The following is a 24,546-nucleotide window of genomic DNA, read 5'->3' as shown; positions in this document are numbered from 1 at the left end:
AATGCTCTTTTTATTTTGAACTCCCGAAAATAAAGGATTTAGTAACAAAAAAGGGGGTGTCAGATTTGACACTACCATATTTATCACGGAGGTACAAAAATGAATATGAATCCAATGCTGCTTATGCAACTTCAACAGCGCTTTGGGCTGTTTTCGCAGGAACATCCAAAAGTATTACCTTTCTTTAGAGCAATTGGAGACAATGCCATGCAGGAGGGAACAATAATTGATATCAAGGTAACTACTCCTGATGGGAAAACATTAGAGTCCAACATAAAGCTTACTGCCAATGATATTGAAACAGCTAAAATGATGAAAAATATGGGAAATCAGTAATAAAAAAGCATCTCTTGGTTTTGTGGTAATTACCAAGAGATGCTTAAATTTTATTATTTTTTATACAGTTGAATAACCAAATCCATTGCAGATAGCATCAACAGCAACTCCTGACTTGCATAAAGGACAGTTATCATGTGCGTAGCTGGCGTAATCTGGAAGATCCCTTGTAGTAAACAGCGCCCTTATAGGGAAGCTTTCAATCTGAGTAGCAACTGAGAATACAGCTGAAATACCCACGATCTCGCCGCCGTAGAACCTGATGGAATCAAGAGCACTCTTTAATGTGCCGCCTGTTGTGGCAGAATCGATCAGGATAAGGACTTTTTTACCATTTATCATGTGCTTATTGTTATCTCTGAACATGATCTGATCATTTACATTGATCTCAGGACTTGTAATATACATGGTCTTGTGGGAATTCATTGAAAGAATTCCTGCTTCTGTAAGCTTATTGGCCATGTAAGAGCCAATAACTTCTGTACCATTGAGGCACAGTATAGTATCGATGATATCAGAGGTCATATACATTTCTGCCAAGGATTCACCTGCAGCTCTGGCCTCTTTCATTCTGGCCTTTGTATCACAAAGATCGATGTAATAGTTAACATGAGAATGAGGTGTTATAAAATGTCCGGGTGTATAACGTAGAAGAACATCTTTGTTTCTAGAATACTCCATCTTTTTATAATTTTGCATAGTCAACCATCCTTTCTCATCAGCCTGATAAAAATATTTATATATAAAATAATATCATTATATTATCTAAATTCCAATTATTTATCAGGCATTTTTGGGTGACTTCATGTTCTTGATTACAAACAATGTACCAAGCATCAGAAGTATAGCAATAGGAAGGCAGATCAGCCAGTTTTTCAAAAATCCTGTAAACACATATGCAACCAGGGAAACAGCAGCGGCTGTAAGCGCATATGGAAGCTGGGTTGAAACGTGGTAGATGTGTTCACACTGCGCACCGGCACTTGCCATGATTGTTGTATCAGAAATAGGTGAACAGTGGTCTCCACAGACTGCACCGGCCATGCAGGCAGAAATTGAAATTATCATAAGCTCATTGTTAAGATCTCCTCCAAACACGTTAACAACTATAGGAATGAGGATACCAAAGGTGCCCCAGGATGTTCCGGTTGCAAATGCAAGAAAAGCGCCTACAACAAATACTATTGCAGGGATAAAGCTCATAAGAGCGGAATTGTCGGCTATATTCTGTACCAGACCTGCAACATATGTAGCTGCTCCAAGGGAGTCAGTCATTGATTTAAGAGTCCATGCAAAAGTAAGAACCATGATAGCAGGAACCATGCTCTTAAATCCTTCTGGAAGAGCATTCATGCATTCTGTAAAGCTAAGAACTCTGGTGCATACATAGAAAACAATTGTTATTATAAGCGCTGCTACAGAACCGTAAACAAGACCAACAGATGCGTCAGATCCTGAAAAGGCATCTATAAAACTTGCACCGTCAAAGAAACCACCTGTGTATATCATTCCGATTATGCAGCAAATGATAAGTGCGATAATAGGGAGAATAAGGTGAATAACTTTTCCCTTGATAGACACCGGAGGAGTTGGCTGATCCTCGGCGCCGGTAAGAGATGCAGCTTCTTTTTTAGCTTTATTTTTTTCTGATGCCTTTCTTGAGTTGTGCTCAGCAACTTTCATCGCGCCATAGTCGAAATTCATGAGGGTGAGCCCAAACATCATTGCGATGGTCAAAAAAGCATAGAAGTTGTAAGGAATAGCTCTTACAAATAAGGTAAGGCCGTTTGCACCATCAACGAAACCAGTTACAGCAGCGGCCCATGAGGAGATAGGGGCGATGATGCATATTGGAGCTGCAGTAGCATCAATAAGATATGCAAGCTTTTCTCTGGAAATCTTGTGTTTATCAGTAACCGGACGCATAACTGAGCCAACTGTAAGGCAGTTAAAATAGTCGTCGATAAAAATGATCATTCCGAGAAGTACAGTGGCAATCTGAGCGCCTATCTTTGTTTTTACATGCTCGGAAGCCCATTTTCCAAAGGCTGCTGAACCACCGGCACGATTAATAAGCATTACGATGCTGCCTAGAATTACGAGGAATATAAGAATTCCAATGTTCCATGGGTCCGAGAGCTGACCAATCATCCCATCGACGAAAACATGCTCTATTGTTCCTGTGAAACTAAATCCGGAATAAAGTAGTCCCCCAACTAGAATACCAATGAATAATGATGAATAAACTTCCTTGGTGATCAACGCTAGTGCAATGGCTATGATTGGCGGAAGTAGTGACCAAAATGAGTCTGTAAACATAACAATCCTCCTTGCTAATTTTAAATAATTATACAATGTAATTGTGTCAAAAGTATATATTTGAACTATAAATGTTTTTCTGATATGATATGTTCCCATTGGTAATTTGTTATAAAAAATAGAAAGAGGTAAAAATGGATACAAAGACAATTATTGAGGCTATAGGTTATTTGGGATCAGCTTTGGTACTGGTTTCTTTTCTTATGGCATCTGTTGTTAAACTCAGGGTAGTCAATACGATCGGAAGCGTTATCTTTACGACTTATGCTTTCATAATTCATTCATATCCCACAGCTGTCATGAATGTATGTCTCGTTTTGATAAATATCTACTATCTTGTAAAAATGAGTAATACAAAAGTGGATTACAGTATAGTGAGAGTTAACACTAAGGATGCTCTTGTGAGCTATCTTTTAAGGTTCTATTCAGCTGACATAAGGGATTGCTTTCCAGAGACTTTATTAGATTTTTCGGAGTCTAATCTGGGTTACGTGGTTTGCCATAACGGAAAGCCTGTATCTTTATTTTTTGGAAAAGAAAAAGATGGCGTAGTTGATATAGACTTGGACTATTCAATACCTGAATACAGGGATTTTTCTATTGGTAAATATCTCTTGGATAAACTTCCCGGAGAAGGGATAAAATCTTTGGTTTACAGGGGATCTGACAAGAACCACAAGGCATATCTTTTAAAAATGGGATATATAAAGAAGGATGGCTATTACGAGAAGTATCTTTAATATTCACTTTTTGGACACATTATTTTTAGTTTCGTTTTAGGTTTGGAGTATAACATAATCAATATCAAGAGAGACAACACTCTTGAACCCCACATATATACTTTTCATAACACAACAGAAGGGTTGCTTATAATAATAAGCAGCCCTTCCTCCCTTTTAAGACTTTTGATTGCTCAAAAGTCTATTTTTTTATGATAAAATATTTTATAAGAGGCTATAACGGGTATTCTTATGTGAGGGAAACTATGAAAGAGGACATTTTTAGAAAGAAAAGTATAGAAAGAATTTCATCGCCGGATGATCTTACTACGTATATTCACGTGGCAAGAGCTGAGGGATGGATAGTCCTATTGGCGATAATGATCATTTTGTTAGGCCTTATAGGGTGGAGCTATTTTTCTTCTATACAGAGCTATGTTTATGGAAAGGCTGAGGTATATGAAGGGGCTGTTACCGCAACTTTTGAGGACAGCGCTGCTGCACGCAACCTGACCATAGATATGGACCTTGAAATCGGAGATTTTTTGGTGCCAATAGGCTATATTAAGCATGATGAAAATGGGAATATCATTGCAATTGGAAATGTGGACATTCCTGATGGTTCATACGATGTTAAAGCATCTTACAAAGAGACTCAGTTGATCAGCTTACTATTTAATTAGTGTGGGGATGAGGGGCGTAATGAATAGATCAACTATAAAAAAGCCTGTAACAAAAGGTAAGGCAAATGTTCCGATCGTTATGCAGATGGAGGCTCTTGAATGCGGCGCTGCATGCCTTGATATGATAATGGCCTATTACGACAAGTGGATTCCTCTTGAGCGTGTAAGGGTAGATTGCGGTGTTTCAAGAGATGGTTCTAACGCCAAAAATATCCTTAAAGCAGCCAGAGCATATGGCTTTGAAGCCAACGGTTATAAGTATGAGCCGGAAGATCTGGTTGAAGATGGGGAATTTCCTTGCATAATACATTGGAATTTTAATCATTTTGTTGTTTTAAATGGTTTTAAGAATGGAAAAGCTTATTTGAATGACCCTGCCAGAGGAACCATTGTTGTTCCTATGAGCGAATTTGATGAGGCTTTTACCGGAATATGTCTTTTTATAAAGCCGGGAAATAATTTTGAAAAGAGCGGAAAGAGAAAGAGCACTGTTGAGTTTGCCACGAAGAGATTACATGGGGCAGGGCTGGCAGTTGCTTTTGTTGTGCTGTCTACTGTTATTGCATATGCATTTAATATCATCAGTCCCGGATTCCAGAGATTTTTCATGGATAGACTCCTCACAGGAGAGAATATTGAACTGCTTACTCCATTTATAATCCTGTTTTCTGTTGTTTGTTTTTTGGAGATAGTAGTAAATGCCATCACAGATCTGTATTCGCTAAAAATAAATGGAAAAATGTCTATCATTGGCAATAGCACATATATGTGGAAAGTATTGCATCTACCGATAGATTTTTTTAACAACAGACTCTCAGGAGATATTCTTCAGAGAAAAAGAACAAATGCTTCTATAGCAAATACAGTTGTTTCCACCTTAACTCCTATAGTCATCAATATTGGTATGATGATCTTTTACCTTATAGTAATGCTACGGTACAGTCCGGCTTTGACGCTTATAGGAATAATAACTCTTTGTATTAATGCGTTTTTAGGCAGACTGATTTCCAAGAAAAGAGTCAATATAACAAGGCTTAACATGAGAGATGAAGGAAAACTCGCAGCGACCACTCTTTCAGGAATTTCAATGATAGAGACAATAAAATCCAGTGGTGCAGAGGATGGATTTTATGAGAAATGGGCAGGAATGCACGCAAAGGTTAATGAGGAAAATATAGAGTTTTCGCATATTAATGTCTGGATTGGCAGAATACCTGAGGTTTTGAATATAGTAGCTAACAGCTTAGTTCTTTTTATTGGTGTTGGGCTTGTAATGCGAGGGAAGTTCACCCTTGGTATGGTTACGAGTTTTCAGATGTATCTGCAGTCCTTCACGTCACCTGCAATGCAGCTTATAGGAGCAGGTCAGACGATACAGGAGATGCGTTCTCAGATGGAGAGAGTTGAAGATGTTATGAATTATCCGGTGGAAGCGACTTTTAAAGAGGACGATGAACCGGAAACATATTCCAAGCTCTCTGGAAATGTTGAAGTAAAGGACCTTGTATTTGGCTATTCGAGAATGTCAGCCCCTGTGATAAATGGTATTTCTTTTAGCTTAAAACAGGGCAGCAAAATCGCTATAGTTGGCGGTTCAGGATGCGGAAAGAGCACGCTCTCAAAGCTTATTTCCGGACTTTATAAGCCCTGGAGTGGAGAGATCACATTTGATGGTAAAAAAATGTCTGAGATCAACCGCAATGAATTCGCGGGATCAGTGGCTGTTGTGGATCAGGACATAGTTCTTTTTGCAGGAACTATTGAAGATAATATAAAAATGTGGGATGAATCCATTGAAGATTTTGAGATGATCCTGGCGGCAAGAGATGCCCAGATCCATGATGACATTATGGACCGAGTAGGCGCGTATAAGAGTCTTTTGGATGAAAATGGCAGCAATTTCTCGGGCGGTCAGAGGCAGAGACTTGAGATAGCAAGAGTTCTTGCACAGGATCCTTCAATAATCATTTTGGATGAGGCGACCAGTGCGCTTGATGCAAAGACAGAATTTGAGCTGATCAAGGCGGTTAAAGACAGGGGAATTACATGTATTGTAATAGCACACAGGTTATCAACAATACGTGATTGCGACGAAATCCTTGTTCTTAAGGATGGAGAAGTGGTGGAACGTGGAAAACACGATGAACTGATGGCAAAGAATGGTTATTATACCGAGCTTGTTGTCAATGAATGATGAGGGGCGAACGTGGGCTGGTTTGACGAACAGATAAGGCAAAGAATAAAAAGTGATCAGGATATTTTTGAAGATTCCATCTACAACATGATGTCTTCCATTAGCGGCAAGTACGAGTCGTTTATGATGGACAGGCGTCATATTGCCCAAAAAGCAGTAGAGGAGATCATTGAGTATTTTGGATTTAAGCCAAAAGAGGTAACTTCAGACCTTAAGGATGCTGTAAAAGCCTATGGAATAATGTACAGAAGGATAACTCTCGAGGGCAAGTGGTATAAGGACGCTTATGGACCTATGCTGGCATATCTTGGAAATCAGGATAAGCCGGTAGCTCTTTTGCCTAAAAGAGGAGGCGGATACAGGTACTTTGACTATGACCTGAAGAAAAAAGTGACGGTAAATGCCTCAAATTATGCGGCTTTTATGGAGGAAGCTTATTGCTTTTACAGACCTCTTCCAAGAAAAAAACTTACTGTGAAAGATCTTTTGGTTTACATGAAAGACTGCATGGATATGGGGGATCTCGTTTTTTTTGCAGCGCTTATGCTTATGTTTACAATTGGATCTCTCATGACCACGCAGCTCACAGGGTTTATAACCGGATACGTTATGAAAAGCCAAAATATGAGCATACTGGTTGGTACGGCTGTTTACTTTTTTATGGTAGTTATAGCAAACCAGCTATTTGAGGCTTCTTCAGAGCTGGTGCAGGAGCGAATTGGGATAAAAAACTCTGTCAGCGTCGAGTCAGCGGTAATGAGCAGGGTTTTGAACCTGCCGGCAAGATTTTTTAAAGATTATACTTCCGGTGAGCTGGCATCGAGAATAGATGCGGTAGGAACTATATGTAGTCTTCTTGTTGAAAACTTTTTCACCCTGCCTGTAACTGTTGTTGTGTCGCTTCTGTACCTGCTTCAGATTGGAAATTTTGCAAAGTGTCTGGTGATTCCGTCCATAGCTATACTATGTACCAGCATGATCGTTTCTATTGCGACAATACTGGTGAGAACGGGAATAAACAAGAAGATCATGGAGTATGATGCTGATGAGGATGGCCTTAGTTATGCGCTCATCAATGGAATTCAGAAGATAAAACTTGCAGGAGCAGAGAAAAGAGCTTTCGCAAAGTGGGCGAACAATTACAACGAGAGCGCCAGATTGAGCTATAGCCCGCCAGCTGCCATTATCTTCAGTGGAACTATCAACAAAGCCATTACTATTATTGGCACTATTGTTTTGTACTATACTGCAGTTAATGGTGGGGTATCACCGGGCGATTACATCGCATTTGGGGTTGCTTTTGGATATTTTCAGGGTGTATTTAACGGCTTTGAGTCAGTAGCGGTTTCTGCAGCGCAGATAAGTCCTGTTTTAAGTCTGGCGGAACCTATATTAAGTGCGGAGACTGAGAGCTCTGAGGATAAGCTTGCTGTCGACAGGCTTATGGGCGGAGTAGAGATCAGCAATGTATCTTTCAGGTATAGCGAGAGTACTCCTTATGTATTAAGTGGTCTTAATCTAAAGATAAAACCCGGCGAATATGTTGCCATCGTCGGAAAAACAGGTTGCGGAAAGAGCACGATCATAAGACTGCTGTTGGGATTTGAAAAACCGGATAAAGGCGCCATCTACTATGACGGAAGAGATTTGGGAAGGCTTGACCTTGGCGCTCTTAGGAGAAAAATAGGCAGTGTTACTCAGACAGGCTCTCTTTTTGAGGGAGATATTTATTCAAATATTGTTATCTCTGCACCGACTCTGTCCTTGGATGAAGCATGGGAGGCTGCTGAGATTGCAGGAATAGCAGATGATATTAAAAAGATGCCCATGGGAATGAGCACGATCATATCAGAAGGACAGGGCGGAATATCCGGAGGTCAGAAGCAGCGCATTATGATAGCCAGAGCTATTGCTCCAAAGCCAAAAGTTCTTTTGCTGGATGAGGCTACAAGCGCTCTTGATAATATTACTCAGAAAAAAGTCTCTGATGCGCTCTATAACTTAAAGTGCACAAGGATTGTAGTTGCGCACAGGCTTTCAACTATAAAGAACTGTGACAGGATAGTTGTTCTGGATGGCGGAAAAATAGTTGAAGATGGTACATATGACGAGCTTGTGGCGAAAAAGGGATATTTTGCTGAACTTGTAGAAAGACAGCAATTATAGATTTGCGATAGTTCGTATATTAGTGTTAAAATTGAGGATAGCAGATGAAAATCTCGTTTGATTTGGATGATGTATTATTTGTTTCACCAGACAATTATGAGGTAGAGCCGGAATTACGATTCCCCTTAAACAGAATGTTCCCGGAGAGGCTTAGAAAGGGTACAGTCAGACTTATCCATGAGCTCCAGGCCAGGGGATTTGAGGTATGGGTTTATACTTCATCATTTAGGTCAGAAGTGTATATCAGAACGCTTTTTAGGTACTACAATATCAGATTTTCACAGATAGTGAATGGGTACAGGCATAAGGCTGAGGTCCAGGGAAACAGAACAACGCTTTTGCCTCAGAAATTGCCCAATCACTACAGGATATCACTTCATATCGATGATGAAGATGTGATCATGGAAAATTCTAAGATTTACGGATTTAGGGTTTTCAGGGTATTTGAACCGGATGACATGTGGGTTGAGAAAGTTTTAGACGAAGCAGAGCGCGTTCGTAAACTTGAAGAGAACTCCTAGGAGCTGGATGCCTATGTATACAAAAGACGAGATCGAAGTAAAACTTAATTATTTAGAGTCTATTTTTGAGAAATATGGAGCTGTTCCATTAGATATTAATGAAAAAAATATGGATAAGTTCCATCAAAGAAAGATCTATCAATACAAGGATAATTATTACAGAGTCGACAGTGCCGACTTTGAAGATAATGGGGAGATTTTCCTGGTGCTAAGCAGCACGGATGAAAAGAAATATGCAGATATCGGTCTTTTGGAAGACATAGATGCATTTTCTGCAGGAATGTCTGATGAGCAATTGGAAAAACAGGTCCGGTATGTACTTGGAATCGAGCCGTATCCTGAAGATTATGCTCAAAAATAAAATTGCCGGAATTCATTTTGGTTCGTATATATAAGTGAAACCAAATATGATTCCGAAATGGAGGTAATACCATGGAAAATAAATTATCACGACTTTTCGATTATCAGAAGTTTGAATCTAATCCTGATCTTGAAAAAGTGATTCGCGGGGTTGAAGAAAAATATTCATTGAATAAACAGGCATTATCTGATGATGATCTGGAATTCGTAGCAGCTGCTGGGGATCTATATATCAAAAGAAGCCTAGAGGAAGATGAAACATAAATAAAGGAGAAACGGCAACATGGGGGGCATTCCTTCGAAGGAACAGATTTACACTGACTACAAGGATAAAGTATTTGCGTACATAAGGAATCACGTGAATTCACCGGAAGATGCTGAGGACTTATGCGCAGATGTATTCGTAAAGGTCTACGACAAACTTGATACTTTTGATGAATCCAAGGCGAGAATCTCTACTTGGATTTATTCTATTACTAGCAATACGGTGATCGACTTTTACAGGACTAATCATATTCACTCTGAAATCCCGGAGGATCTGTCAGACACAAAGAGCAGTATCGAGGAAGAGGTACTTACACAGGAATCTTTAAGTGAGTTGGCAACAGCCCTTTTAAAGCTCACTGAAGAGCAGAGAGACATTATAGTGCTCAGGTACTATAAAGGGCTTACTTTGCAGGAAGTTTCCCAGAAAATGAATCTTTCTTACGGTATAACAAAACTAAGACATAGAGAAGCTTTAGGTAAACTGCAGGATATTTTAGCGTAATTTTCTATTTTTTGCATATTATTTTTATGTTTTTTTGTATATAATAGTTGTAAACAGACTACTTGCTGAAGGGGGACGAGATATGCAATCAGAGCACGTTAGAATCAGTAACATTGACAAAGATATTGATAGAGCCTATCAGCTTTTGGACGATTATATCTTTGATGTTAAGCTTGAAGGTAAAAATGCTTTGAGGCTTAGGCTTCTTACAGAGGAAGTGTTAAGACTTGCGAAGTCTATCATGGACGAGACTACAGTAGAGATGTGGTTTGAGGGTGGTTCAAAGCTTACAAACATCTATCTTTCAGCAGATAACAATATAGATTCGAACAAGCAAAAAGAACTTATCTCGGTGGCTACAACAGGCGAGAATAGTGCGCAGGCAGGATTTTTTGGTCAGCTTGTGAAGGCGTTTTTGTTTGAAGCACCTGCAGAAAGAACATGGACATTAAGAGATTATAGAAACAGCATTCTGAAAAAGAGACGTGAAGATAAGTATTCTCAGGAAGCATGGGATGACCTGGAGAGATCGCTTGTTGCGAATCTTGCAGATGACATCATTGTTTCTATAGATAAAAACAAGATCAAGATGAGGGTCATTAAGGACTTCTCAGAAGCATTAAGCACAGTAGGTTCCAGTGTTCCACAGATAGTCACCGATCCAATTATTGTTGACAGCGACTTTATTCAGGGTTCTAATGCCAGCGGAAGGGCTGACAAGGCTATAGATGTACTTGGACTTGGCAATAAAGATGCAATGCACCTTAAACTGATATTTGAAGAAACAATCGGAATGTTAAAAGAGATGACCGGAGAATATAGTGCAGTTGTATGGTTCGAGAAGTATAAGAATGAGGCTTGTTTGAAGCTTACAGCTAAAACGCTCATGGATTCCGAAAAAAAGAGTACGCTGCTTGATATGTCCTCTGAAGGTAATGTAGCAGTAAAGGGCTTCATGGGCAAAGTCAGAGATGTCATTGAAAACGGTATTCTTGGTTATAATAATGTTATGAAATTACAGCAGGAGTATGGCGGCGGGTATATATCCTATGGTACAATGGGTATGTATGGAAGCACAGAAGGTTTGGCAGATTCTGGAATATCATGGTCGCTGTATGAGTATAGAAATGCTCTTTCCGACAGTATTGATACCAGTGAAAGCGCAAAAGAGGCATGGGATGAGCTTGAAAAGTCCATTGTTGCCAGCGTTGCGAAGGATGTTATTGTAGGAGTTAAAGGGGACAGAGTAGATATGACTGTTGTTTGTGCCCTTAACAATAAATGATTTTTATGAGAGGAGCCTAATATGACAATTAACAAAATAGCTAATGGATCACAACTTACTGTTGCTCTGGATGGAAGACTTGATACGACAACAGCACCTCAGCTCGATGATGAGCTTAAGACCGCTCTTGACGGCATTACAAAGCTTGACTTTGATCTGGCTAATCTTGAGTATATATCATCTGCGGGACTGAGAGTTCTCTTATCTGCTCAGAAAGTAATGAATAAGCAGGGTGAGATGGTCGTGAAGAACGCCAATGAAGAAATTAAAGAAATCTTTGAAGTAACAGGATTTGTTGATATTTTAACAATCGAATAAAGATATTTATTTAAGCCGCATAGAAATATGCGGCTTTTCTATGTAATAGGGGAATTATAGGAGAGAGTATGAGAGATATTGAGTATTTAAGACTTTTGAGTAAGGAATTTCCAAGCTCAAGGAAAGCAGCTGCAGAGATAATCAACCTGCGGGCTATATGTGCTTTGCCTAAGGGAACAGAATATTTCTTTTCCGATATTCATGGGGAATATGAGGCTTTTTCGCACCTCTTAAGGAGTTCCTCGGGTATTATCAGGGCCAAGATTGAAGAAACATTTGGTAACATGATGTCTGAGGCAGAGCAGCTTGAGCTGGCAAACCTCATATATTATCCGCGAGAAGTAATAGGTAAGATCAGAAGAGACGAATCAATCAGTACCAAAGAGTTACATGAGCATCAGAAGATAACTATCAACAGGCTTATTTCAATCTGCCGTGTTGTAAGTTCAAAATATACAAGATCCAAAGTAAGAAAAAAGATGCCTTCAGATTATGCGTATGCCATAGATGAACTTTTGCATCTTGATATGAACGATTCTAACAAAAAGCTCTACTATAACGAGATAATAAGCGGAATAATAGAGATCGACTTTGCGGATGAGTTCATAATTTCTCTCTGCGAACTTATACAGAATCTGACTATAGATTCACTTCACATAATAGGAGACATTTTTGACAGAGGTGCAAGACCAGACCTTGTTATGGAAGAGATCATGAATTTCCATGATGTGGATATTCAGTGGGGAAATCATGATATTGACTGGATGGGAGCGGCTTGTGGCAATACTGCGTGCATAGCCAATGTGCTCAGGATCGGTATAAGCTACAATTCATTTGATGCGCTGGAAGATGGCTATGGGATCAATTTAAGGCCCCTTTCGATGTTTGCGGCAGAAATATATAGAAATGATCCTTGTAGCTGCTTTAAAATGCATATCCTTGATGAGAGCAAATATGATTCAGTAAATCCGACACTTGCGGCTAAGATGTACAAGGCCATAAGTATAATTCAGTTAAAACTTGAAGGACAGCTCATTAAAAAGCATCCGGAGTACGGCCTTGAAAAGAGACTTCTTTTGGACAAGATAGATTATAGTGCCGGTACTGTTAAGATAGGTAATAAAAAATATAAGCTAAATGACACAAATTTCCCTACAATAGACCCTAAAGATCCATATGCGTTATCAGAAGGTGAGGAAGAGCTTGTAAGAACACTTCGACTTAGTTTTATCCATTCTCAGCTTCTTACAAAGCATGTCAAATTCCTGTATTCTCATGGGGCTATGTACAGGTCGATCAATAATAACCTGCTATTCCATGGATGCATTCCTATGGATGAAAAGGGCAATTTTACCTGCATGAAGACCATAGATGGAAGCTTTTGCGGGAAAGAGCTCATGGACTACCTGAATGTTAAGATACATGATGCGTATTTCCTCGATCCAAGGGATGATTTCGAGAAAAAGCAGGATGCAGTTGATCTTATGTGGTATTTGTGGTGCGGGCCAAATTCCCCCTTGTTCGGAAAGGACAAAATATCAACATTTGAACGTCTGTTTTTGAGAAATGAGAAGGAATTATGTGCAGAAAAGCACAATCCTTATTATACCTTCTCGGCAAAAGAGGAATATGCTGATAAAATACTAAGAGAATTTAAACTTGACCCTGAATGGGCGCATATCATAAATGGCCATGTTCCGGTCAAGACCAAGAAGGGCGAGAGTCCTGTTAAGGCTGGAGGAAAGCTGTATATAATTGATGGCGGAATCTCAAAAGCCTATCATGAACAGACAGGAATTGCCGGATATACACTGATCTTTAACTCTCATCATCTGGCGCTTGCCAAGCACAAAGCTTTTGTAAAGGGCCAGGAGAACACACCTGAGATACAGATCACGGAAAAGACAAAGAAGAGAATCCTGGTCAGGGACACTGACGTAGGAAAGAGCCTTCTAAATCAGATTGCAGACTTAAAGGATCTGCTAAAAGCCTATGAAAGTGGAGCAATAAGGGAGAAAGGTAAGACTTGAACAGGATTTATGCAGCAGATATAAATTGCATTATAGACAGTGGTTCCTATGAGTACTGGTATGACCAGATGCCCCCTGAGAGAAAGAAGAAAATTGATGCTTTTAGACCTCAGAAGAATAAGCTTTTATCGCTGGCTGCAGGAATACTTCTAAAAAGAGCTCTGGAAAATGAAGGAATCTATGCCTATGAAATTGTGGAAAAATGTGCCGGAAAGCCTTATATAAAGGGGCGAGAGGATGTGTTTTTTAACCTTTCTCATTCAGGAGAAATGGCTATAATTGCTGTCTCTGACAAAGAGGTAGGGATAGATATTCAGGAAAAGAGCCATTTTGAGCCGGGACTTATCAAAAGAGTTTTTTCAGAAAGTGAGATATTGCAGGCAGAGCACATTGGCGGCGATCTTGACATGCTCTATACAGGTCTTTGGACTGCCAAAGAGAGTATTATGAAATACTATGGAAAAGGGCTTTCAATGGAGCCTTTGAACATAGAGCTGGATATAAGATCAGAAAATGACCTGTATTATTCTAAAGAACTTCATCTTATCAGAAAAGAAATTTCGGATTATCAAGTTACAATATGCACTCCCTATGCGGATTTCAAAGATGTTTCAATAACAGATGTTTTCAAAGAAAAAAGCTGAGCAAACGCTCAGCTTTACTTTTTTAGGGAAATAAAAACTCACAGAAATATAACGACACCGGCAAAAGCGAGACCACCAATTATGGCAATCGCTGATATGATACGCCTTTTTATTATATTTATGTCAATATATTTGCCATTAAAGCTAACTGTGTCTATAGTTTTACATTTTCCTTTTACATTAAGCTCAGATTTTTCCATCGCCATATTAGCACCTCCCCGTTAGTGCTTAAACCTCTAGTAGCTATTCTTATTTATACTACTACACAATCATTTAGTTTTTCTGATGTATAAATTAAATTATTATAAAATTTACAATAGGGCTATAAAGTTGTATCGCTTTAAAGTGGTATAGCTTCCGGTTATCGCGTCCAATAAGCTTAATGTATTAGTCAAGGTCAAGGTTTGGGAGTATGATTTCTGTAATTACAAGGAACGGAGGAGTTAAAAACATGAGTGATTACAGATTTGAAACATTACAGTTACACGTTGGACAGGAACAGCCGGATCCGGCTACAGATGCGAGAGCCGTTCCTATTTATCAGACCACATCCTATGTGTTCAGAAACAGCCAGCACGCGGCAGACAGATTTGGACTTGCAGATGCAGGAAATATTTATGGAAGACTTACAAATTCCACTCAGGATGTTTTGGAAAAGAGAATTGCAGCACTTGAAGGTGGAAGCGCAGCGCTGGCAGTTGCATCAGGCGCTGCAGCTATAACATATACAATTCAGGCGCTTGCTGCTAATGGCGGACATATCGTTGCACAGAAGACAATTTACGGCGGAAGCTATAATCTTCTTGCTCATACACTTCCGCAGTACGGAGTGACAACAACATTCGTTGATGCTCATAACTTAAGCGAAGTTGAGAGCGCAATTCAGGATAATACAAGAGCAATATATCTTGAGACTCTTGGCAATCCTAACAGTGATATTCCAGACATTGATGCAATCGCAGAGATAGCACATAAACATGGTCTTCCACTTGTTATCGACAATACTTTCGGAACACCATATCTTATTAGACCAATTGAACATGGTGCTGACATTGTGGTACATTCAGCTACAAAGTTTATCGGTGGACATGGAACAACGCTTGGAGGAATAATTGTAGAATCCGGCAAATTTAACTGGAAAGCAAGTGGCAAATACCCTAATATTGCAGATCCTAACCCAAGCTACCATGGTGTATCTTTCTATGATGCCGTAGGACCAGCTGCATTTGTTACATTTATCAGAGCAATTCTCCTTAGAGACACAGGAGCTACAATATCTCCATTCAATGCATTTTTACTTCTTCAGGGTGTTGAGACACTGTCTCTTCGTCTTGACAGACACGCTGAGAATACAAAGAAGGTAGTTGAATTCCTTAAAAATCATCCAAAGGTAGAGAAGGTTAACCATCCATCACTTGCAGATCACCCTGATCATGCACTTTATGAGAAGTACTTCCCTAACGGAGGAGCTTCAATCTTCACATTTGAGATAAAAGGCGGAAAAGAAGCAGCATGGAAGTTCATCGACAATCTTGAGATTTTCTCACTTCTTGCAAATGTAGCGGATGTAAAGAGCCTTGTTATTCATCCTGCAACAACAACACACTCTCAGCTGTCAGATGAAGAGCTTAAGGATCAGGGCATAAGCCAGAGCACAATCAGACTTTCAATTGGAACTGAGCACATAGATGACATTATAGCTGACCTTGAAAAGGGCTTTGCAGCTATCTGATAACCAGTAAATAGCATATAAGTTATATAACACATATAAAAAGACCACTTCGTTATGGAAGTGGTCTTTTTGAGTAGGTGCGCATGTAGCGTACGTTTCTTATGTTCGAAAGAATCAAATATCAATATCAGGAGCCTTAGTGCAAAGACTTACTATAACATTGACAACAAGAGCAATAAGGAATGCAGGAAGAAGCTCATAGATTGCAAAGCCTCCTCCGAGCTTGGCAATGGCATATTTCCAGATGAAAACAAATGCACCACCTGCAATCATTCCTGAAAGTGCTCCCTGAAGGGTTGAACGTTTCCAGAAAAGTGAGAGAAGAACAACCGGTCCAAATGCTGCTCCAAAGCCGGCCCAGGCAAAAGAAACAATCTGAAATACTGATGAATCAGGGTCTCTTGCTATGATGATCGCAATAATAGATATTAATACAACGGTTATTTTAGCTACTTTAACCTGTGTTTCATCATCAAGTTTCTTTTTACCAAAGGCCTGAATAAGGTCTGATGAAATAGCTGAAGCAGAAGCAAGTAGCTGAGAATCAGCAGTAGACATGGTAGCTGCAAGAATACCTGAAAGGATAATACCTCCAATTATTGCAGGGAATATGCCAAAAGAGCTCATAAGATTAGTGATGTAGATTATTACTCTCTCAGCGTTTCCACTTCCCTCAAGTACAGGAATTTTACCGTTTGCGCTCATAGCAAGACCGATAACGCCGATGGCAAGAGCGATAAACATGGCAATTACAACCCATATACTTGCTACTCTTCTTGATAACGAGATTTTTTTCTCATCCTCTATTGCCATAAATCTTACAAGAATATGTGGCATTCCAAAATAGCCAAGGCCCCAGGCTAGCATAGAGCATGCTGTAAGGGCACTATAAGGTGTTGCTGTCTTGGTGACAGGGTCATAGACCTGAGAAATACTAAAATATCCCGGAAGAGATTTAGCATTATCAATGACAGCTCCAAGGCCACCCGCCTGATTTATTCCAAAGAAAATGACTATGATAAGGGACAGCGTCATAGCTATGCTTTGAACAAGGTCCGTCATGCATACAGCCTTGAATCCACCGAGTGAGCAGTAAAGAGCTATGATAATAGCGCTGACGATCATGGCAAAGGCGTAATCAATACCAAATAGAGTATTAAAAAGCTTGCCGCAGGCAGCAAATCCGGAAGCTACATAGGGGATAAAGAAGATAACAATTATGATGGCTGATATAAGCGTTATAGTCTTATTTTTATCCTTGAATCTTGCAGAAAAGTACTCGGGAATAGTTATAGCACCAAGCTTTTCAGTGGTTTTTCTGAGTTTTGCTGCTACAAAAAGCCAATTGAGATAAGTTCCTATAGCGAGACCAATAATGGTCCATGTTGCGTCTGCCATACCTGAAAGGTATGCAAGGCCCGGTATACCAAGAAGCAGCCAACTGCTCATGTCAGAGGCTTCGGCACTCATAGCCGCAACTAACGGGCCCAATTTTCTACCGCCAAGATAAAAATCTCCGGCATCATCGTTCCCTTTTGAAAAGACAACACCTATGAGAATCATCATAGCTAGATACAAAACAATCACAATACCAATAACAATTTGTGTTTCCATACGCTCTCCTTATATATACTGTTTTTAAAACGTTACCACAGCACAGTGATAAAATCAACAGATTAATAATGTGTATAAAGTAATTATTAAATAATAAACAAGCATAGAGACTTGGCAGATGCAGTGTAGTAAAATGTAAACAAATATACATAAAACAGCACATAAACAAACGTGAAAAAGTTCGATTTTGGGTCGGCAGGAGGATCATTTTGAGAAAAATCCTTAGTTATATATTATTGATGTTTACATTAGTGCTAATGCCTATGCATATCGTTTATGCGTATGATACCGGTCTTATTACATCAAAGGATCAGCTCAAGAGCCCGGGGGTAAAAATAGGAGTTGGCGTAGGATCTTCATCAATGCTGCTTGTTGAGAAGGAGTTTCCGAATGCAGAGCTGGTATATATCGAATTAAATGAAGCTTTACCGGCGCTTGCGCAGGGAAAGATAGATGCCTTTGTTTATGACTATAGGCAGCTACAGATCGCTCTTGCTACAGGGGTCGAAGGAGTAAAGCTTCTTGATGAGACAATGGATGAAGAGGTCCATATTGCTGTAGGTTTATCGCCTGTCACAGAAATCGACGGGCTAAAAGAAAAGATTGATACATTTATTGACGTGATTCGTGCGGATGGAACTCTTGATGATATGTACGACCGATGGGTTATCAAAAATGACTTTGAAATTCCTGATTTCCCTGAGATAAAAAATCCCAAAATGAAGCTGATAGTGGGCACTTCAGGAATAGCCACTCCTTATACTTTCTATCAGGGCGCTGAACTGTGCGGATATGACATAGAGCTGGCCGAGAGATTTGCGCAATATCTTGATGCAGACCTGGAATTTAAAGTCTATGACTATGGTGCCATAATAAACGCGGCAGCATCCGGTGATGTGGACTGCATAATGGCAAACCTTAATGTAACTCCGGAACGTGCTCAGGCACTGCCTTTTTCGCAGGATCTTTATACTGAAAAAGCAGGAATTGTCGTGAGAAGTGGAGTAAGTGACTCTTCAATAGGAGCCTTTTTTAGCAGAGTTGTGACAAGCTTTGAAAAGACATTTATACGAGAAAACAGATGGACTCTTTTTGTGAGGGGTGTAATTACAACTATTATAATCACGGTTTCATCGGTTATTTTAGGAACAGTAAGTGGCTTTTTTGTTTATCTCCTCTGCAGAAAAGGGAACAAGGTCGCGAATAACATCACAAATGGAGCTATGAGATTAATCCAGGGAATGCCGGTTGTAGTTCTTTTGATGATACTGTACTACATTATTTTTGCTGGTCTGCATATTAATGGAATTATTGTTTCAGTCATTGGTTTTACGCTTACTTTCGCTGCTGCTGTAATAGGGCTTTTAAGGATAGGTGTTGGTGCAGTTGATAATGGACAATATGAGGCAGCGTATTCTCTGGGCTATTCAGATCATAAGATCTTTTTCAAGATCATTTTACCTCAGGCCCTTCCCCACGTTATTGGCGCATACAAAGGCGAAATAGTAGGGCTTATTAAAGCTACTGCAGTAGTAGGATACATAGCGGTTCAAGATCTGACAAAGATAGGAGATATCATAAGGAGCCGCACTTACGATGCCTTTTTCCCGTTGATAGCTATTGCGATCATATATTTCGGACTTGAGGCCTTGCTCGGAGATGTGATAGATAAGATGGAAATAAATATTGATTTCAAGAAGAAGGGACAGTCAGGCTATTTGAAGGGGGTAAAACTAAATGATAAGGATTGAGAATCTTAGAAAAGAATACCCAAACGTGGTTCCCCTTAAGAATGTCAATGCCACAATAAATGATGGAGACGTCATAGCTGTTATAGGACCTTCGGGAACAGGCAAGAGCACACTTATACGATGCATAAATCTGCTTGAGAAGCCAACTTCCGGAAAAGTGTGGCTTGATGAAACGGAGATCACAGGTCCAGGCTGCAAGATTGAAGAAGTACATAAAAAGATGGGAATGGTGTTTCAGTCATTTAATCTGTTTGGGCATATGACTGTAGTTGAAAATGTTATGGCGCCTACCATGGACCTTTTGGGTAAACCGGCGCAGGAAGCCTACGATAATGCCATGGATCGTCTTCGTGAAGTAGGCCTGTCAGATAAGGCATTGTCCTGGCCTGATGAATTATCCGGTGGTCAAAAGCAGAGGGTTGCCATAGCAAGGACACTTGCCATGAATCCGGATGTAATACTACTGGATGAACCTACAAGTGCCCTTGATCCCACTATGGTTGGCGAGGTTAAGGCAGTAATAAAAGAGCTGGCTGAAAGCGGAAAAACCATGATGATCGTCACTCACGAAATGTCTTTTGCCAAGGCCATCAGTAACAGAGTCTTCTATATGGATGAGGGCGAAATTTATGAGGAAGGAACACCGGAAGAGGTTTTCGATAATCCTAAAAGGGAGAAAACCCGCCGCTTTGTAAGGCGCCTGAAAGTGCTGGAAATAGATATAAGCAGAAATGATTATGATTACCTTGGAACTCACAGACTGATCGAAGATTATGCTCAGAAAAACCAAATACCTGTTGCGCTTACAAAGAAGATACACCGTGCATATGAAGAAGCTATTCATCAGTGCATAGTGTGTACAAAGGATAAGCCGGATGTCCATTTATCTATCGAGTATTCACAGGAAAAAGATGAGGTAGAATTTGTTGCTGATTATTCGGGAGAAGCGATGAATATTTTCACTGATGGTGATTCTATCTCAGTCGCAATTCTAAGGAGCGTAGTGTTGGGCGAGAAGTATACATGGGATGATACAAAAGAGCGGGGAAACAGAGTAGAATTCTGCATAAAATGACACGTTGAAATACAATCAAAAAGCCTGTAGTGGGAGACCACTACAGGCTTAAATATTTATCAGATCAAACTACTGAAAGAAGCTTGTTCTTTATACAGATCTTAGCAGAAAGGATCTTTTCTACTGAATCATCAAATTCTACAGTAATCTTTCCGTTTAATACAGATTTAACCAATCCATGACCGTAGGTGTTATGTGTAACTTCACAGCCCTCGGCAAAGATGTCTTTTATCTCATCGTCAGTAAGCTCAGGTTCTACAGGCTTTACAAACTTAACTACAGGTGTAGCTACCTTTGGCTTGGGTTTATAACTGTCATTCTCACAAAGGCATTCAAGTATAAGATCGAGATTTTCATTTGTGAAGAATACTATTTCGTGAGCCAGAGATTTATCTGTTTCATTTAACTGTAAAACTCGGTTTCCATTTTTGATAAAGAGGATAGCCTTGCTTTCAATTTCCTCATAGCCGGTTATTACATCCTCTACTTCATCCTTTTCTGTTTCTCTTATAACAATGGCAAGACCTTCTGATTCAGCCATTCTCTTGATTGAGTTATAGTCTTTTTCGTTAGCGTGTATCTGGTAACGGTTGAATAAAAGAGTATTAACATTCAGGATTGATCCGTGGTTACCAAACTGGCAGAGTTTATTAAGATCCTCATCGCGCATCATAGTCATTATCATACCTTTATCCTGAATAAGACTACAAACTTCTTCATAAGAGTATAATTGATTTTCCATTTAAGTAATTCCTTTTTTCCTTTTGTAAAAAATTGCACAAGAATGTATATTACATCATTAGGTTTTCCCTTTCAATGGAAAATTGTGAAATAAATATGATAAAAAAATTAAAAATCTAAATCTTATTTGCCCTGCGCAGAAGCACGGTCATCTGAAGCATAGATTGCCTTCATGATGATAGGTGTAAGGATTGAACTCAATATAATGAGCAGGATTACTGCTGTGAAGTATCTGCTATCAACAATCTCAGCTTTAAGACCACGCTGTGCTACGATAAGGGCAACTTCACCTCTTGTCATCATACCAACACCGATCTTCAATGCATCTGAAGTGTTATATTTGAGGCATTTAGCGACAATTCCACAACCTATAACTTTGCCAAGAAGTCCGACAATAACAAAGGCAAGTGAAAATGCAAGAATTGTCATGTCTACAGTTCTTAAATTAGTCTGAAGTCCTACACTGGCGAAGAATACAGGACCAAAGATCATGTAAGAATTGATATCCATCTTTCTGTCGATGTAATCTGATGTTTTCAAAGAGCTCAATATGATACCGGCAACATAAGCGCCTGTGATATCGGCTACACCAAAGTACTTATCAGCAACATAGGCCATTGCAAAGGCAAGAGCAAGGCCAAGGATCGGGATTCTTCTATTATGAGGCCATCTCTGCTCCATTTTCTTCATGATCTTGAAGATCACAATTCCAATCACTACAGAAAGAGCAAAGAAAGCTACTGTCTTGATACATACGGCAGCGAGGTTTGCATTAGGGTCTTTAAGACCAAGAACAGCTGTAAGTACGACGATTCCTATTACATCATCGATGATCGCTGCACTCATGATTGTTGTTCCCACGTCAGTGGAGATCTTTCCAAGTTCTTTTAACACCTGAACTGTTATACTAACGGAAGTAGCTGTAAGGATAGTTCCTATGAAAAGAGCTTTTGTAAATTCAGTAGATCCGGGAGCGGCAAATCCGTAAAATGCCATGTACAAAATAGTACCGAAGGCAAGAGGAACAACAACACCTGTGCATGCAAGGATTGTTGCCTTTACACCTGATTTTTTGAGCTTGTCTATGTCTGTTTCAAGACCTGCGCTGAACATAAGCAGTATTACACCAATCTCAGCCATTCCTGAGAGGAAGTCCCCGGCTTCCACAAGGTTAAAAAGTGTAGGTCCTATAAGGAGACCTGCTATGATCTCACCGGCAACCTGCGGTGCGTGAAGCTTTCTTGCAATAAGTCCAAAGAACTTTGCACTTACTATTATGATCACAAGATCTCTAAGTATCTGAATCGTATCCATTTGTTTATTATCCTCCTTTTATAAACGCTAATTGCAGATTATACGCCATTTTTTTTTTTAGAGTCAAGGTTTGATTTCTTATGGACTTTAGGTTTGAGATTCAGTAATATGAGGTGTATCTTATAGAATTAGTAAAAGAAACAGAGGCTTTTTTATGAACATTTTAAATGTTGAAAACATATCAAAAACATACATGTCAAAACCGGTTCTTAGCGGTATTTCTGTTGGAATAAATGACACTGACAAGATTGGCGTGGTAGGAACTAACGGAACAGGTAAATCAACGCTCCTGGCGATCGTGGCAGGGAAAGTGGAACCGGATAGCGGACAGGTTGTAGTTAATAACGGTCTTAGGATCTCATATCTTCCGCAGAATCCTGTATTTGATATGAACAAGACTCTTTTGGAGAATATAACTGATACGATCTATGATGGTGGAGATCATTGGGATAAAATGGGTGAGATAAAGGCTAATCTTGCCAAGTTTGGCATAGATGATCCGGAGTGTGATCCTTCTATATTATCGGGTGGTCAGAAAAAAAGAGCTGCACTAGTAGCGGCTATCATGACGCCGTCAGATCTTTTGATACTGGATGAGCCTACAAACCATCTTGATTCTGATATGATAGAGTGGCTCGAAGAGTATCTTCAGCATTTTCGCGGTGCGCTTCTTATGATCACCCATGACAGGTATTTTCTTGATGAAGTTACAAACCAGATCCTTGAGATAGATAAAGGAAGTGCCTATAGGTATGAGGCCAATTATTCAGGCTTTTTGGAGCTTAAACAGCAGAGGCTTGACTATGAGCAGGCTGCTGAGCGAAAAGCTCAGGCTCTTTATCGGAAAGATCTTGCCTGGATGCTGAGAGGCGCAAGAGCACGATCTACCAAGCAGAAGGCTCATATTCAGCGCTTTGAGGAACTTCGGGACAGACAGCGCCCTGAGGAGGAGAGACAGGTTGAACTTAGCTCACTTCCAAGCAGAATGGGAAATAAGACAATAATAATTGACAATATTTCAAAGTCCTATGAAGGAAAAACTCTTTTCAGGGATTTTTCCTATACCTTCAATAAGCTCGACAGAATCGGGATCATAGGACCAAATGGATGCGGAAAGTCGACTCTTTTAAAGACTATTGTTGGAACTGTGACGCCTGACAGTGGCACAGTAGAAATCGGTCAGACCATAAAGATTGGATATTTTGGCCAGGAAAATGAGGCTTTGGACGAGAGCAAAAGAGTAATTGATTACATAAAAGATACTGCTGAATTTATCAGAACAGCAGAGGGACTGGTTTCTGCATCTGTTATGTGCGAGAGATTTCTTTTTAGCCCGGATATGCAATATGCTCCAATATCCAAGCTTTCAGGCGGTGAAAAGAGAAGACTTTACCTTTTGAGAGTACTGATGGAGCAGCCCAATGTGATCATTTTGGATGAGCCTACTAATGACCTCGATATACAGACTCTTAGAATATTGGAAGATTATCTTGACGGATTTGCCGGGATAATCATTACTGTCAGCCATGACAGGTACTTTTTGGATCGTGTTGTCACAAGGATTTTTGCATTTGAAGCAGATGGAAGCCTCTATCAGAGCGAGGGCGGTTATTCAGATTATCTGGTGCACAAGAAGCAGACAGAAGTTTCTACCAGTGAGAAATCTGTTTCTCAGGCTGAACTAAAAGCCTCTAAAGCCCAGTATCGTGCGCCGCGTGAGAAAACCAAGCTCTCCTATAACGAGCAGAAAGAGTACGATAGTATAGAATCAGAAATTGAAAAGCTCGAGGAAAAGAGTGCTGACCTGGAAGCACAGATAGTAGCTGCTGCTACGGACTATCCAAAACTTGTTGCTTTGACAAGGGAAAAAGAGGAAGTTGATGCTGAAATAGAACGCAAAATGGACAGATATGTTGAGCTTCAGGAAATGGTTGACAGCTTTTCCCGATGCAACTAATGCCAATGTATATTTCCA

The 24,546-nt window shown here is 39.8% G+C and carries 22 protein-coding genes and 1 pseudogene; 17 read left to right on the top strand and 6 right to left on the bottom strand.

All coding sequences use genetic code 11. The features are described from left to right. Positions 1-99: 99 nt before the first annotated feature. The gene (locus tag E7303_RS11630; RefSeq protein ID WP_292145475.1) at positions 100-336 is read left to right on the top strand and encodes a hypothetical protein; all 237 of its coding nucleotides are present in this window, start codon (positions 100-102) and stop codon (positions 334-336) included. Positions 337-396: 60 nt separating this feature from the next. Here E7303_RS11630 and E7303_RS11625 read toward each other — a convergent pair whose 3' ends face one another. Beyond that, positions 397-1,035, bottom strand: a complete 639-nt coding sequence (locus E7303_RS11625; RefSeq protein ID WP_022773363.1) for a phosphoribosyltransferase family protein — start codon at positions 1,033-1,035, stop codon at positions 397-399. Positions 1,036-1,119: 84 nt separating this feature from the next. Then, entirely contained in the window at positions 1,120-2,655 is a 1,536-nt protein-coding gene (locus tag E7303_RS11620; protein ID WP_292145474.1) for a Na+/H+ antiporter NhaC family protein, read from the bottom strand. 134 nt (positions 2,656-2,789) lie between these two features. Here E7303_RS11620 and E7303_RS11615 point away from each other — a divergent pair, with 134 nt between their 5' ends. The 12 genes from E7303_RS11615 to E7303_RS11560 all read left to right on the top strand — a co-directional run bounded on the left by E7303_RS11615 (position 2,790) and on the right by E7303_RS11560 (position 14,344). Beyond that, entirely contained in the window at positions 2,790-3,395 is a 606-nt protein-coding gene (locus E7303_RS11615) for a YgjV family protein (protein WP_292145472.1), read from the top strand. 245 nt (positions 3,396-3,640) lie between these two features. Then, a complete protein-coding gene (locus tag E7303_RS11610; protein WP_292145470.1) occupies positions 3,641-4,057 on the top strand; it encodes a hypothetical protein in 417 nt (138 codons plus the stop codon). Between the two features lie 19 nt (positions 4,058-4,076). Then, positions 4,077-6,251, top strand: coding sequence for an NHLP family bacteriocin export ABC transporter peptidase/permease/ATPase subunit (locus E7303_RS11605; protein ID WP_292145469.1), 2,175 nt, complete (start codon positions 4,077-4,079; stop codon positions 6,249-6,251). 12 nt (positions 6,252-6,263) lie between these two features. Continuing rightward, the gene (locus E7303_RS11600) at positions 6,264-8,417 is read left to right on the top strand and encodes an ATP-binding cassette domain-containing protein (protein WP_292145468.1); all 2,154 of its coding nucleotides are present in this window, start codon (positions 6,264-6,266) and stop codon (positions 8,415-8,417) included. A gap of 44 nt (positions 8,418-8,461) precedes the next feature. Continuing rightward, positions 8,462-8,938, top strand: coding sequence for an HAD family hydrolase (locus E7303_RS11595; protein ID WP_292145467.1), 477 nt, complete (start codon positions 8,462-8,464; stop codon positions 8,936-8,938). 13 nt (positions 8,939-8,951) lie between these two features. Then, positions 8,952-9,299, top strand: coding sequence for a hypothetical protein (locus E7303_RS11590; RefSeq protein ID WP_292145466.1), 348 nt, complete (start codon positions 8,952-8,954; stop codon positions 9,297-9,299). 71 nt (positions 9,300-9,370) lie between these two features. Continuing rightward, a complete protein-coding gene (locus E7303_RS11585; protein WP_292145465.1) occupies positions 9,371-9,562 on the top strand; it encodes a hypothetical protein in 192 nt (63 codons plus the stop codon). Between the two features lie 19 nt (positions 9,563-9,581). Next, on the top strand, positions 9,582-10,067 hold the full coding sequence (locus E7303_RS11580; protein ID WP_022773350.1) for an RNA polymerase sigma factor: 486 nt from the start codon (positions 9,582-9,584) through the stop codon (positions 10,065-10,067). An 82-nt stretch (positions 10,068-10,149) separates the two neighbouring features. Then, on the top strand, positions 10,150-11,352 hold the full coding sequence (locus tag E7303_RS11575) for a hypothetical protein (RefSeq protein WP_292145463.1): 1,203 nt from the start codon (positions 10,150-10,152) through the stop codon (positions 11,350-11,352). 21 nt (positions 11,353-11,373) lie between these two features. Beyond that, complete coding sequence (locus tag E7303_RS11570; protein WP_103868802.1) at positions 11,374-11,670, top strand: STAS domain-containing protein; 297 nt, start codon at positions 11,374-11,376, stop codon at positions 11,668-11,670. 68 nt (positions 11,671-11,738) lie between these two features. After that, on the top strand, positions 11,739-13,700 hold the full coding sequence (locus E7303_RS11565; RefSeq protein WP_292145460.1) for a fructose-1,6-bisphosphatase: 1,962 nt from the start codon (positions 11,739-11,741) through the stop codon (positions 13,698-13,700). Next, positions 13,697-14,344 carry a 4'-phosphopantetheinyl transferase family protein gene (locus E7303_RS11560; RefSeq protein WP_292145459.1) on the top strand — a complete coding sequence of 216 codons (648 nt, stop codon included), beginning with the start codon at positions 13,697-13,699 and terminating at the stop codon, positions 14,342-14,344. The genes E7303_RS11565 and E7303_RS11560 overlap by 4 nt, the downstream gene beginning before the upstream one ends. Before the next feature lie 38 nt (positions 14,345-14,382). Here E7303_RS11560 and E7303_RS11555 read toward each other — a convergent pair whose 3' ends face one another. Then, the gene (locus tag E7303_RS11555) at positions 14,383-14,550 is read right to left on the bottom strand and encodes a hypothetical protein (protein WP_022773343.1); all 168 of its coding nucleotides are present in this window, start codon (positions 14,548-14,550) and stop codon (positions 14,383-14,385) included. 245 nt (positions 14,551-14,795) lie between these two features. Between E7303_RS11555 and E7303_RS11550 the strand changes: the two genes are divergently transcribed. Continuing rightward, on the top strand, positions 14,796-16,076 hold the full coding sequence (locus E7303_RS11550; protein ID WP_292145458.1) for an O-acetylhomoserine aminocarboxypropyltransferase/cysteine synthase family protein: 1,281 nt from the start codon (positions 14,796-14,798) through the stop codon (positions 16,074-16,076). A 114-nt stretch (positions 16,077-16,190) separates the two neighbouring features. On the opposite strand, the gene E7303_RS11545 is transcribed toward E7303_RS11550, so the two are convergent. Continuing rightward, the gene (locus E7303_RS11545) at positions 16,191-17,690 is read right to left on the bottom strand and encodes a sodium/proline symporter (protein WP_292145457.1); all 1,500 of its coding nucleotides are present in this window, start codon (positions 17,688-17,690) and stop codon (positions 16,191-16,193) included. 209 nt (positions 17,691-17,899) lie between these two features. Here E7303_RS11545 and E7303_RS11540 point away from each other — a divergent pair, with 209 nt between their 5' ends. Both E7303_RS11540 and E7303_RS11535 read left to right on the top strand, forming a co-directional pair. Next, positions 17,900-19,441, top strand: a complete 1,542-nt coding sequence (locus E7303_RS11540; protein ID WP_292145456.1) for an ABC transporter substrate-binding protein/permease — start codon at positions 17,900-17,902, stop codon at positions 19,439-19,441. After that, a pseudogene (locus E7303_RS11535) lies at positions 19,428-20,144 on the top strand (amino acid ABC transporter ATP-binding protein); the annotation flags it as partial. The gene E7303_RS11540 and the pseudogene E7303_RS11535, both read left to right, overlap by 14 nt. Positions 20,145-20,580: 436 nt before the next feature. Here the strand turns inward: E7303_RS11535 and E7303_RS11530 are convergent. Both E7303_RS11530 and E7303_RS11525 read right to left on the bottom strand, forming a co-directional pair. After that, complete coding sequence (locus tag E7303_RS11530; RefSeq protein ID WP_292145453.1) at positions 20,581-21,258, bottom strand: hypothetical protein; 678 nt, start codon at positions 21,256-21,258, stop codon at positions 20,581-20,583. A 122-nt stretch (positions 21,259-21,380) separates the two neighbouring features. Further along, the gene (locus E7303_RS11525) at positions 21,381-22,571 is read right to left on the bottom strand and encodes a cation:proton antiporter (RefSeq protein ID WP_292145452.1); all 1,191 of its coding nucleotides are present in this window, start codon (positions 22,569-22,571) and stop codon (positions 21,381-21,383) included. Between the two features lie 154 nt (positions 22,572-22,725). On the opposite strand from E7303_RS11525, the gene E7303_RS11520 reads away from it, so the two are divergent. Continuing rightward, positions 22,726-24,528, top strand: coding sequence for an ABC-F family ATP-binding cassette domain-containing protein (locus tag E7303_RS11520; RefSeq protein WP_292145451.1), 1,803 nt, complete (start codon positions 22,726-22,728; stop codon positions 24,526-24,528). Positions 24,529-24,546 lie beyond the last annotated feature (18 nt).

The organism is Butyrivibrio sp., from assembly GCF_015056685.1.
Lineage (GTDB): Bacteria > Bacillota > Clostridia > Lachnospirales > Lachnospiraceae > Butyrivibrio.
This window is presented reverse-complemented; position numbering and strand designations above follow the sequence as displayed.

Bases quoted from the DNA above. Each gene is read 5' to 3' on its own strand.
- E7303_RS11630 (WP_292145475.1), top strand. From the start codon at position 100: ATGAATATGAATCCAATGCTGCTTATGCAACTTCAACAGCGCTTTGGG.
- E7303_RS11590 (WP_292145466.1), top strand. From the start codon at position 8,952: ATGTATACAAAAGACGAGATCGAAGTAAAACTTAATTATTTAGAGTCT.
- E7303_RS11610 (WP_292145470.1), top strand. From the start codon at position 3,641: ATGAAAGAGGACATTTTTAGAAAGAAAAGTATAGAAAGAATTTCATCG.
- E7303_RS11585 (WP_292145465.1), top strand. From the start codon at position 9,371: ATGGAAAATAAATTATCACGACTTTTCGATTATCAGAAGTTTGAATCT.
- E7303_RS11565 (WP_292145460.1), top strand. From the start codon at position 11,739: ATGAGAGATATTGAGTATTTAAGACTTTTGAGTAAGGAATTTCCAAGC.
- E7303_RS11555 (WP_022773343.1), bottom strand. From the start codon at position 14,550: ATGGCGATGGAAAAATCTGAGCTTAATGTAAAAGGAAAATGTAAAACT.
- E7303_RS11605 (WP_292145469.1), top strand. From the start codon at position 4,077: ATGAATAGATCAACTATAAAAAAGCCTGTAACAAAAGGTAAGGCAAAT.
- E7303_RS11595 (WP_292145467.1), top strand. From the start codon at position 8,462: ATGAAAATCTCGTTTGATTTGGATGATGTATTATTTGTTTCACCAGAC.
- E7303_RS11530 (WP_292145453.1), bottom strand. From the start codon at position 21,258: ATGGAAAATCAATTATACTCTTATGAAGAAGTTTGTAGTCTTATTCAG.
- E7303_RS11580 (WP_022773350.1), top strand. From the start codon at position 9,582: ATGGGGGGCATTCCTTCGAAGGAACAGATTTACACTGACTACAAGGAT.
- E7303_RS11525 (WP_292145452.1), bottom strand. From the start codon at position 22,571: ATGGATACGATTCAGATACTTAGAGATCTTGTGATCATAATAGTAAGT.
- E7303_RS11625 (WP_022773363.1), bottom strand. From the start codon at position 1,035: ATGCAAAATTATAAAAAGATGGAGTATTCTAGAAACAAAGATGTTCTT.
- E7303_RS11545 (WP_292145457.1), bottom strand. From the start codon at position 17,690: ATGGAAACACAAATTGTTATTGGTATTGTGATTGTTTTGTATCTAGCT.
- E7303_RS11615 (WP_292145472.1), top strand. From the start codon at position 2,790: ATGGATACAAAGACAATTATTGAGGCTATAGGTTATTTGGGATCAGCT.
- E7303_RS11575 (WP_292145463.1), top strand. From the start codon at position 10,150: ATGCAATCAGAGCACGTTAGAATCAGTAACATTGACAAAGATATTGAT.
- E7303_RS11570 (WP_103868802.1), top strand. From the start codon at position 11,374: ATGACAATTAACAAAATAGCTAATGGATCACAACTTACTGTTGCTCTG.
- E7303_RS11520 (WP_292145451.1), top strand. From the start codon at position 22,726: ATGAACATTTTAAATGTTGAAAACATATCAAAAACATACATGTCAAAA.
- E7303_RS11620 (WP_292145474.1), bottom strand. From the start codon at position 2,655: ATGTTTACAGACTCATTTTGGTCACTACTTCCGCCAATCATAGCCATT.
- E7303_RS11550 (WP_292145458.1), top strand. From the start codon at position 14,796: ATGAGTGATTACAGATTTGAAACATTACAGTTACACGTTGGACAGGAA.